Genomic DNA, 11,767 nt, shown 5'->3' on the forward strand with positions numbered 1-11,767 from the left:
TTTTTTGCCCGCGGTTTGTGTCGGGAACCGCAAGCGGCAGCGGCGCCGGCCTAGCGCTTGTTCGGCCAGCGCAGTATGGCGCGGGTGCCACCGAGATTGGGGGAGTGATCCAGGCGCAGCTCGCCCTCGTGCCACATCATCACCTTCTTGACGATATACAGGCCAAGGCCGTAGCCCTGGTCGTCGGTGGCAGAGCGGGTGAATGCATCGGTGAGTTCGAGGGCGTCGCCACCGAGGCCGGGGCCGTTATCTTCCACGGCGAGTGAGCAGAAACTGCCGTCGAAAGCGAAGCGCACATCCACGCGGTCGCGGGCGTATTTACTGGCATTGACCACCAGGTTCTGTACCGCAATCGTCAGTGCATCCGGTTCCAGCCAGGCCTCGCCATCGGGAAAGTAGTAGCCGATCTCCAGATCCGGGCACTGGACTTCCAGGGTGGATCCCAGCTCGGCGAAAAAATGTTCCAGTGCGACTGGCTTTCGCGAGATCAATTGCTCGTTGATTTCCACCCGGGCGAAACTCAAATACTTCTCCACCATCTGCTCGATATCGCGCGTCGCCCGGCCGATGACCTCGGCGCTTTCCGGGTCACTGCTGGCCAGTGCCTGCTGGAACTTGATGCGGGCCAGAGGCATGCGGATTTCGTGGGCGATGGTGCGCGCGAGATCCTGGTTCATCTGGAAATAGCCGGTGATGATGTTTGCCATGCGGCGGAAGGTTTCCGCCAGCGGGTAAATGGTGGAGCGCCGGCTGAACTGCTCCGGCATATTGAACGGTTTCTTGCTGAAGCGAATCGCCTGGTTCTGCAGGCGGTTGAGGTCGCGGAACATCGGCCAGGTCAGCAGTGCCAGCATCACCAGCATGGCGCCGATAAACAGCAGCCGCCACTGGGTCACGCTCTCTGCCGGCTGGTGCGGGAATGGGCCGATTTCGAGAATCACGTGCCCGTTGCGGTGATAAAACCGGATTTCGCCCTCGCCGGATTCCAGGCCCACGACTTCACCGGCATCCAGGCGCTCTTGCAGCTCCTGTGGAAAATGGATCGCGTTGTGCGGGTAGCTCTGGGCGATGGGCGAATCGCCGCGCTCAAGTGCTTCGGCCAGCTGCGCGGCGCTGATGGTGTATTCGTGGGGGGCGGCGGAGTAGAGGTTGTACAGCGCAGCAACCGATGAGTACACCACGATCAGCGCCAGCGCCAGAACACTGACGAGGCGCAGCATCTGCCAGCGCATCAGCGGTTCCCGCGGCTCGTCGTATTCAGCGAGTAGCCTCGCCCGCGAATGGACTGGATGGCGACACCACCGGGGATGGCGTCCAGCTTTTTGCGCAAGCGGCTCACGCGCATGTCGATCACGCGATCCAGGCCGTCGAACTCGCGCCCGATGACCCGGCGGAACAGATACTCGCGGCTGAGCAGGCGCGCAGGCTGCTCGGCAAATATCTGCAGCAGGTCGAATTCATTGGTGGTCAGCAGCAGCGGCACGCCATTCACGCGGGCATCCCGGCTCACCAGGTCAACGCTGAGCGGGCCGAAAGTGATGTCGGAGGTGGACGGCGCGGTATTGCGTGTGCCGCGCAGGTTGGCCTCGATCTTCGCCCACAGCAATTCGGGATCCACCGGCTTCACCAGGTAATCGCTGGCGCCCAGTTTCAGGCCGCTGACCTGGTCGTTTACCGAGCTGAGCGCGCTGAGGAAAATAAGCGGGCAGCTGATCTGGGTGCGGAACTGTTCCAGCAACTGGAAACCACTGGCGTCAGGCAACACCACGTCGGCGATGATGAGATCGTAGTGACGGTGGTGAATCGCCTTCATGAATTCACTGCCGTTGGCCGCGTAGGTCACATCGCAGTGCCGCTCAGACAGGAAGCGGGTAATCAGTGCCGCCAGCTGTTCGTCGTCTTCGAGCAGTAAAATGCGGTAGCCTGCGGTGTTTTGCCTGGCCCAGGTATCGATCGCGGTATTCACAACAGCCCCCAGCCGTAACGGCGGCGATGCCGTTTGGGTTGGTACTGGGCAATTTTCAGTGTGGCCGCGGCAACAGGCTCGCCACTCTCGCTTCTGGTCACCATAAATTGGATATCCTCGTCGCTGTCGACATAGACCTGGATATCCCTATCGGTTTCGCCCCAAAAACAGCGAATCAATCCTTTACCTTTTATAGATAGGCAGTAGCGCCCGTTATCATCCGCGTCGAAATCCACCGTCACCGATATGTGGCAGGTGGCATCTTCATCGCTGACTGCACATAAACTCGGGGTCAGCTGCAGCCCCGCGGTACTCCCTGCCATCGGCAGGCAGGCGCTTAAAAATAGCAGGATGCGCCGTTTCATCGCCCGCTTCCAACTGTGTATTGCACGCCGGCAAACCAGCTCAGGGTTTCCGGGTCTTCGATAAACTGCTCGTGTCGACCGTCGAGATCAAAATAGCTGTAGCGCGCCGCCAGTCGCAGTTCCAGCCGCTTGCTCAGCGGGTAGGAAAACTGCAGGCGGGCGTAGCGATCGGTGACATCATCGACCGGGTTGGATCTCAGGTAGCGCAGGTAAAACGCCTGCGCTTCCGATTCGGAGAAGTGGTAATAGTAATTCACCAGATCCGCATCTTTCTTCACTGCACCAATGCCAAACCCCAATACGCCGCCGAACAGGGGGTACTGCTTGTCGATGCTGATGTGGCTCTCGCTGCCGTAGTGCACTTGCGAGATATCGTGGAGCCAGGAAAAGGACACATCCGCGAAATCGGAGACGAGCGTGACGCTCGGGCCCGCAACCACGGATACCTTTCTTTCCAGGTCATCCACGCTGGGTGCAGCAGGGCTGTTGTGCACCAAGTAGGAGGAAATAGAGCCGGTGGTGATGGCTGTGGAATCCCCCAACTTATAAAAAATACCGTCTTCGTTCGGGCGCGCGATCACATCGATGTAAAAGCGTTCTTCTTCCAGCAGGGTGTAGCCGACTGTAAGGTCGGAAATGAAGAAGCGCTTTCCATAATAGGAGAAGGACGGCAGGAAATAAGTCTCGCCATCCTGCTTTCCGCTAATCGGATTTTCTAAAATGCCATAGCCGCTAGCGATGCTGACTTTCCACTCGGGCACCTGTACTTCTGCCGCCCTTACACCCAGGGAGCAGAATAAAAACAGCAGGGATATCAGCGTAACTCTATGCATCATGCAGCTTGGGGCGTCCTGAGTCTGACTTAATTTTGAGCATCTTGTATCACAGCGTAACGGGCTGCTCCACTGCACGTATACAAATCCATACAAACTGTTACAAAAAGGTTTCTGCCAGAGAAAATTTCGGTTGCGACCGGGATTTCCGAATTATTTTGCTTTTCTGGAAAGTAAGACCGCAAAGTCAGGTGTTTTGTGCGTTTTTCCCTATTTTTTCCTCTCCCATAGAACTCTGTTCGCACTTGCTATGAATTCCAGCACGTGCTGACTCTGCTGACAAACTGTTACTTGAAAGCCTTGGGCCACTGGATAGCGGCCATGTTTTTATGCCCGCCTCGGACACTCTCATAAAAAATTTACTCGAGTGCGAATAATCCAATCTCTGGGGAGAAGTACCTATGGCCGTAACAATAAATGGCTTTCCCGGAACCCCGAGCCAGCTGACATCAGCGGTTCGTAAGGCTCTATTCACTTCCGCCGCCGCGACGGCAATTGCCGTTGGTGCACCAGGCTATGCTGCTGCGGCTGAAATCAGCTGCGCGCCCGGTCAGCTCGGCTCACCGGTTGCTGGTGATTCTGTTGCCTGTGCGGGTAACTTCGATGAGTCCATCAACTTTGATGTGGTCGATGCGACCGTTGTGAATGCAGGGGTTGAGACCATCGTGCCCGGCGACCTGAGTGTCGTGGTTGCCGAAGGCAGCACCGCAGCGGGTATTTCTATTTCCTCGGTCACCGCAGCGGTTGCAGATACCGCGGCGACCGGCTCCATCGTGATCGAGAGCCATGGTGATATCGCCCGCGAAGGCGACGCCGGTATCGAGGTTCCGGACGGTGTCGAGCGTACCTATTACGACATGGGTATCCGTGTTGGCAGCGCCAACTCCAACGATGGTGGTCACTTCTTCGACAGCTACATGAAGCTGGATGAAAACGGCAAGGCGCCGCTGGACGAAGATGGCAACCCCACTGGCGAGCGCATCCTGTTCACCGACGCCGATGGCAACCCGATCAAGGTCGCTGCGGATGAGCTCTCTAGCTACTTGGGTGTGAATCCCGACAGCGCCGACTATGGCAAGTTGAGCAAAAATGGCCCTGAAGACAAGATCACCTTCCTGGTTGCCGAGGAAGGCACCTTCGAGGGTGGTGTCAGTGCGCTGGTCAACGCGGAAACCGAAGCCGGCAGTATTTCTATTACCAACACCGGTGATATCAGTGTCGGCAGCGGTCAGTCCGTTACCTATTACTCCGCGTTCACCGAAAAGCACAGCAGCTCCTACGATGAAATTGTAGCGTCCGGTAAAAATCCCTTCGGTGTCCTCAACAAAATCGATGTGGATGGCGATGGCGTTGCCGACATCAGTGTGTGGAACGGTGAGGACACCATCTTCGTCGATCCTGCCAATGCGCACACCGCCACCATTTTTGCCGGCGGCATCAATGCCAGCAGCACCACCGGCAATATCGCCATTGAGAACGCCGGTAGCATCACCGCGGGCGATATTTCCAAGGGCATTACTGCGTTTACCGAGAGCGGTGACATTGTCATCAGCAACAGCGGCGACATCGCCACCGGCAACGCCTCCTATGGCATCAGTGCATCCAGCGCGGTGCAGGCCATCGACTCCGGCATTACCTATACCTACAACTCCCAGGACAGCGGCACTGCCTACGCGGTGGAGTACAAGGCCGGCCGTTTCAGCCCGTTCAGCGGTTTTACTGGTCCCAGCTATACCCACTTCTACCGCGAATACACCGTTGGCTCGAAAATCGTTGACGGTACCGACAGCGTTATCGAAATCGCCAATAGCGGTAGCATCTCCGTGGGTGAGGCCGGTATCGCCATTCACGCGAAAAACCCCTCCGGTGCCGGCATTACCATCGTCAATTCCGGTGATATCGAAGTGGCCGAAGGTATTGGCGGTGCCGGCATCTATGCCTCCACCTCCGCGGGCCTGAGTGCCACCAAGGACAAGGTGGAAGTTGCCAGCTGTAACCCGTTCTTCGGCTGCCCGGCCAAGCCCTACTTCACCGTGGAAGAGGGAGAAGCCAACGAGCTGAATGTGGCCTACGGTCTCAGTGATCGCGAAGACAATATCATCGACCACAACGAAAACGGCGTTTACTACACCCATGAGGCGCCGATTCTGAGCGGCGTAGGTTTCCCCACCGGTTACTACTCCGAAGAAGTCACCAAGCACTACGCGGACGTTGTGCAGTGGAACGCCACCGGCTACTTCGACGACCGCGGTGATATCGCCATCGCCAACACAGGCACCATCGACCTGTCCGGTACCTACCGTGCCGCGGGTATCAGCGCCGTTGGTCACGGTGCCAAGACCATCCTGAACACCGGCGATATCGAAGCCGGCGCGCTGGGCACAGGCATTGCTACCCGCGGTGTCGGCGAGACCGTGATCGACAACCAGGGCAATATTTACCTGAGCGGTGCGGGCAGCGCGGCGATTCAGGTGCAGGCCTCGCCGTTCAGTATGGACAGCGTCGAGCAGACCGGTGCCGCCATTGACGAAGCCACCGCGGAAGCGTTTGGCGGCTTCGAAAATGGCGACGTGATTATTGTGAACTCCGGTTCCATCGCCGGTGCGGACACCAGCCACCTGGTCAGCTACAACGAAAACGGTGCGCTGGAAGCCTTCGCCACTACCAGCTTTGGTATCAATGCTTCCGCGCTGGGCTCGAATCGCACTGGCAGCGCCAACAAGTGGACCCAGTACGGCCAGGCGACCGTGGACAAGGTCAACGCCAGTAATTACGCCCGTGCCCAGGCGGATATGGAGGCCTACCTGGCCGGTGAAATCACCATCGATGAGGTGTACGAGTACACCAAGATCGAGATCGATGACAGCATCGAGCTGACCACCACCAGCATCCTGAATACCGGTGATATCGCCCTGTCGGATATGTCCCGCGGCATCGATGTCTCGGCGAAATACGGCGACGTGGTGGTGGAAAACCAGGGTACCATTTCCGTCGGCAACGGCATGCACGGCATGGCGCCGTCAACTTATGGCGCGGTCAGCAGCAAGTCCAGCGCGATCAACGTCAGCAACTTCGGTATCGAAGGCCTGGCGAATCACTACGTGGTCAACCGCGGCGATGTGTTCGCCGGTGATGTTGCCAATGGTGTCCGTTCCGAAAGCTGGCACGGTTCCAGCTCTGTGTTCAACGAAGGCAATATCACCGTAGGCAACGGCAGTCTGCTGGATGCCGATGCAATCGAGTACCGCGAATACAGTCACGGTGCTAACTCCACCGGCATGGCGTCTGTGGTTGGCGGTGGTAACGATGCTTACGCACTGGCGCACAACAGCGGCAATGTGACCACCGGTGACCGCGCCTTTGGCATGGTTTCTTCCAACGTATTCACGACCGGCGCCTTCCTGAGCGAGGAATTTGCGCACAACTACACCGCAGCGGCGATCAACACCGGCATTATCAGCACCGGCGACTACTCCACCGGTATGGGTGTGAACGGTTATATGGCGCTGGGCTACAACAGCGGCAGCATCAGCATTGGCAGTGGCCCGATGCAAAACTATTCGTATGTTGAGGTGGCCGCGGGTATGCGCACCCTCACCGAGGGCGGTTTGACCGCGACCCTGCTGAACACCGGTGACATTACCGGTGGCAACGAAGTGGCGGGCATGTTCGCTGAAGCCTTCTTCGCGCGCAGTGTGCAGTCCGACACCGGCAGCGTGATGGTGGGTGACGACTCCGCAGGCCTGGTGGCACGTGGACAGTCCCAGGGTATCGTGCAGAACGACGGCATGATCGTAACCGGTGACCGTTCCACCGGTATCCAGGCCTATACCACCAACTTCAATTACGGCGCTACCTACGCCACCGCGACCAACGCCGGTACGGTGAAAGTGGGTGATGAGTCCGTGGGCATGCAGGCCTTCGGTACTCTGGCGCAGATAATCAACACTGGCAGCGTTTCCGTTGGCGACGACTCCGTGGCTGTACAGCTGTCTTCCGCGATCGTGAATGCGATCGACGCTAACACCGGCGAAGAGTTTGTGCGTGCCGGTACTGTTGTGAACCAGGGTTCCATCATCGCCAGTGGCGAAGGCAGCCTGGCGATCCGTTCCACCCAGAACTACGCAGCCAATATCGTCAACCGCGGCCTGATCGAAGGCTCCGTGGTAATGGGCGGTGGCGACGACTTCTTCTACAACGGTGTGCGCACCGATGCCGACGGCTACCTGGTGGGCGCGGGCGTTATCCGCCTCAACAATGACTTCATCGACATGGGCGAAGGTAAAAATACCTTCCGCAACGTGTTCGGCGATATCGTGTTCTCCGGCGACAGCAGCATCGACCTGGGTGCTGACGGTGAGATGCAGAACTACTCATCCGGCGGCAGCTACGTAACCATCTCCAGTGTGGACGGCAACGCCGGTGACACCCTCACCATCAATGGTGATGTGCGTTTCAATGCAGTGCAGAGCAACAATGGCCTGTTCCTGCTGGATGTTGGCTCCATGGGCAGCGACCGCATTGTGGTTAACGGCAACCTCACGGCTGACGAAACCATCGACTCCGAAGGCAATACCCGGAAGTCCAATCTGCGTATCGCGATGAATGCGGTGGATCAGGGCAAGGGTGCCCAAACCACTGGCCCGGTGCTGAACGTCAACGGCGTATGGGATGTGGATTCCGTAGACCTGGCCGGTGTCGGCGGCGACTTCGCCGACACCATCCTGAGCGCCGAACTGCGCGCTGATGGCAATGGCAACTGGGTGATCGACTACACCGCTGGCCTGTCTGACCTGGGTGCGGCGGCGAGCTCTGTTTCCCACCTGGCGGAAAGCTTCTGGCTGCGTTCTTCCTCGGCGTTCTTCGACGGCGAGCGCGCGGCAAACGGCAGCGAAACCGCCCGCAGCGAAGGCCTGCACGCATGGTCGAGCATGTTCAGCACCAACAGCGATATGGAAAGCCAGGGTGATGTGGCTGGCCAGAGCCTGAGCTTTACCCAGTCCCTGGGTGGGCACGTAGCCGGTGCCACCTATTCCACCAAGCTGGGTGACCACTGGCTGTCTGTGAGCCCGATGGTTGGTCTGGGTACCGCCGACGGCAGCCAGCTGGCGCAGTCCTCCAACGCCAAGCTGGACACCAAGACCTACGCGATCACCGGTAGCTGGAGCATGAGCGATTTCTACGCGAACGCCATGTACCAGGTAGTGGATTTCGATGCGAATGTTCGCGCCCACGATTCCATGGCCTCCACCTCCGGCCAGGCCCATGGTTTCAGCCTGGAAGCGGGTTGGACCTACCTGTCCGAGTCCGGCATTGCGCTGACTCCGTTTGCGCAGTGGGATGACGTCAAGCAGGAAATCGATGCGTTCACCTCTTCTGACGGTGCCTTCGATTACGCCTACGACCTCGGTAACAGCAAGCGCGCGCGCCTCGGCCTGAACCTGCGCAAGTCCTTCTCCGTAAACGAAGGCTTCGCGATGCCGTATGCCACCGTCAGCGTGGTCGACCATATCACCAACGATATCCACAACCTGCACTCCAACGGTGTGGTGTTCACCAGTGATGTGTCCGGCAGCGGCTTCAAGCTCGACTTCGGTGTCGACGGCAAATACAAGCTGTGGACCTTCAAGAGCGGCCTCGGCGTACACGGCGGCGACACGGACAACAATGGCATCAGCGGCCATGTGGGCGTTTCGCGTAGCCTGTAACTCATGATCCACGGGGGCGCAGCGCGCCCCCTGCTCAAGAAATTTAAAAATTTCAGATGGGCGTTTGCCCACGGGAATTGACTATGTTTGTAAAAACAATGTTTGAAAAAAATAGACTCTCGCTGTGCGTTGCGATGGTTCTGGGTGCGGCCGTTTCCATGCCTCTGGCTGCACAGGAAAATGTTGAACAGAAAGCGGAATCCAGCAAAGAAGAACAGCAAACCAAGCAGACCAAAAAAGCGGTCAAAGGCCTGGTAACCCGCGAGAGCGAAGCGATTGAAAACGTCGTGGTGACCGGCTCCCTGATCCCGCGTAATACCTTCGATGGCCCCGATCCCATGACTGTGATCGGCGAAGAAGACATGAAGGCCCGCGGCCTCAACACCGTTGCCGACGTAATCGACTCGCTGGCGGCCAATACCGGCTACCGCGAAGGCGAAGCCGGCAACCTCCTGTCCGGCTTTACCGTGGGTGCCTCTGAGGCCAACCTGCGTGGCATGGGCTCCGGCCGTACCCTGGTGCTGGTCAACGGCCGCCGTATTGCCGACTACCCGATGCCGTTCGGTGGTGAGCAGAACGGTGCCGACCTGGGCACTATTCCCGGCACCGCCATGTCCCGCGTGGAAGTCCTGAACGGCAGTGCGTCCGCGATTTACGGTTCCGATGCAGTCGGTGGTGTGATCAACGTGATCACCAAGCGCGACATGGAACAGACCATCGTCACCGGCGACGTGGGCATGTATGAAGAAGGCTACGGCCTCAACAAAAACACCTCGTTCATTACTGGTAAGGTGTTTGACAAAGGCTCGGTAACCTTCAGCCTGGAACAGCGCACTTCCGATGCGGTCTACGCCGACGAAGTCGACTTCCTCAAGGACCGCGCCTACCTCACCACCGGTGTTGGTGTAACCCTGACTGACCTGAACGCGGGCACTCCGGGTCCGGTTTCGCCGATGGGTTACGACTGTGAAGCCGCCGGCATGGTCACCACCGAGACCTACGGTGAAGATGGAAAAACCGTATGTAATTTCGATGCCTCCGGTGGTATCGCGATGATCCCGGACATGGACCGCACCTCGACCTTTATCGACGGCCGCTACCAGTTCTCTGACACCATCACCGGTTTCATGACCTTCCTCGGCACCAAGCAGGAAGTATCCAGCTCGGCGCCAGCCGCCAACTGGTCCGGCACCATCATCAGCGCCGATGGCACCCGCGCGGTGAATGTTGCGCGCTCTTTCGTGCACGACCTGGGCTACACCACTTCCGGCTACGACCAGGAAATGTGGACCCTGATGATGGGTCTGGAAGGTGAAGTTGTGCTCGGCGATACCACCTGGAACTGGGACATCGGTTACTCCAAAGCCCGTTACAACATGGTGCAGAAGTACGGTGCCATCCGTGAAGACAAGCTGCGCGAATGGATCCTGGACGGCGCCCAGTACAGCCAGGAGCTGGCCCCCAACGTGTACGTGGTCAATAACAGCTTCTTCGACAACCAGCTGGTGGACAACGTATTCCGCGATGCCTCCGGTGATTTCGATGAGCTGATGGGCTACGCCACCACTTATGCGGGCTCCAGCGCGGACAGCATCAGCCTGAAAGCCGTTGGTGAGCTGAGCGACTTCGGCTTCCTGTACAACCCGGTGACCGTGGCACTGGTCGGCGATTGGGCCACCCAGTCCAGCCACATCAACCCGGACGAGCGCTCCCTGAACCTCGACGGGAACGGCTGGTTGAACGTGGGCGCGATTGAAGCCGGTGGCAGCCGCGATCGCATGGCGATTGGTGCCGAGTTCCTGATCCCGGTTGTGGAAGACCTGGAACTGACCTTCGCTACCCGTATGGATCGCTACGATGACTCGACGGCGATTGGCGGCCGCAACACCTCCTCGCTGAAGTTCCTGTACAGCCCGATGGACATGCTGAAGTTCCGCGGCAGCGTGGCGCAGACTTTCCGCGCCCCGGACATGTTCAACATTTACGGTGAGTCCACCGGTTTTACCGTGGTTGCGGATCTGCTCGGCAACAACTGTTACGCCGATGAGAACACCGATGACTGTGCGGTATACAACGTGGTTTCCACCCGCCGCGGCCGCCAGGACCTGGAAGAAGAAAAAGGTAAGGATCTTGGTTTCGGTTTGGTATTTACCCCGACCAACGACATCAGCCTGGCCGTTGACTGGTACAACGTACGCCTGGAAGACCTGGTGGTTACCGAGAGTGCTCCCGGCCTGATGCGCCAGGAATGGCAGTGTGCCACCGGTGTATTCGCCAGCGGCAGCGCCTTCTGTCAGAACGTGAATGATCGCGTGATCCGCGATGCTTCCGGTCGGGTAGAACGCGTCATCATCGAGCCGCAGAACCACGAATACACCGACATGGAAGGTGTGGACGTAACCCTGGCGGGCCAATGGGATTCCGCACGCTTCGGTAACTTCAATGCCCAGCTCAAGTACGTGAACATTCTGTCTTACGAGTGGCTGCAGTTCGCGGGCGATGAGCCGATCGAAATGCGCAACGGCCTGCGCGGCCAATCCACTCCGGCCAACAACAGCAACCTGACTCTGAGCTGGAGCAATCCGCTGACCGGTTTCCGCTCAGTGGGTGCGTCGCTGTTTATCCAGCGCCAGGGCAGTGTGAAAAACTTTGTGGGCACTGAGCGGATGGATCCCTACTACACCGCCAACCTGTCTGCCAACTACACCGCGAATGCACGTCTGAACGTGGGCGTGGCGATCAGAAACCTGACCGACGAAATGCCCAACAACGACTACAGCAACCGCTGGCCCTACTACTGGAGCTACCTGCAGCAGCCGTTCGGCCGCAGTGTAAACCTGTCGTTCAGCTACTTCCTGAGTAACTGATTTCCTGTTGATGTGTCGGCCGGTGCTT

The 11,767-nt window shown here is 58.5% G+C and carries 6 protein-coding genes; 2 read left to right on the forward strand and 4 right to left on the reverse strand.

The genetic code is table 11. The annotated features are described in order from the left end of the window. Positions 1-50: 50 nt before the first annotated feature. The 4 genes from ACNKU7_RS00300 to ACNKU7_RS00315 are packed head-to-tail and all read right to left on the reverse strand — an operon-like array spanning position 51 to position 3,167. A complete protein-coding gene (locus ACNKU7_RS00300) occupies positions 51-1,232 on the reverse strand; it encodes an ATP-binding protein (protein ID WP_418294950.1) in 1,182 nt (393 codons plus the stop codon). Then, positions 1,232-1,966 (reverse strand): response regulator transcription factor, encoded by a 735-nt coding sequence (locus tag ACNKU7_RS00305; RefSeq protein WP_418294951.1) that lies wholly within the window; start codon positions 1,964-1,966, stop codon positions 1,232-1,234. Before ACNKU7_RS00305 ends, ACNKU7_RS00300 begins: the two co-directional genes overlap by 1 nt. Then, positions 1,963-2,331, reverse strand: coding sequence for a DUF3019 domain-containing protein (locus tag ACNKU7_RS00310; protein WP_418294952.1), 369 nt, complete (start codon positions 2,329-2,331; stop codon positions 1,963-1,965). Before ACNKU7_RS00310 ends, ACNKU7_RS00305 begins: the two co-directional genes overlap by 4 nt. Further along, complete coding sequence (locus tag ACNKU7_RS00315; protein WP_418294953.1) at positions 2,328-3,167, reverse strand: MipA/OmpV family protein; 840 nt, start codon at positions 3,165-3,167, stop codon at positions 2,328-2,330. Before ACNKU7_RS00315 ends, ACNKU7_RS00310 begins: the two co-directional genes overlap by 4 nt. 398 nt (positions 3,168-3,565) lie before the next feature. Here ACNKU7_RS00315 and ACNKU7_RS00320 point away from each other — a divergent pair, with 398 nt between their 5' ends. Further along, positions 3,566-8,872, forward strand: coding sequence for a hypothetical protein (locus ACNKU7_RS00320; RefSeq protein ID WP_418294954.1), 5,307 nt, complete (start codon positions 3,566-3,568; stop codon positions 8,870-8,872). A gap of 83 nt (positions 8,873-8,955) precedes the next feature. Then, complete coding sequence (locus ACNKU7_RS00325) at positions 8,956-11,739, forward strand: TonB-dependent receptor plug domain-containing protein (RefSeq protein ID WP_418294955.1); 2,784 nt, start codon at positions 8,956-8,958, stop codon at positions 11,737-11,739. Positions 11,740-11,767 lie beyond the last annotated feature (28 nt).

Source organism: Microbulbifer weihaiensis (assembly GCF_048323715.1).
Classification (GTDB): domain Bacteria; phylum Pseudomonadota; class Gammaproteobacteria; order Pseudomonadales; family Cellvibrionaceae; genus Microbulbifer.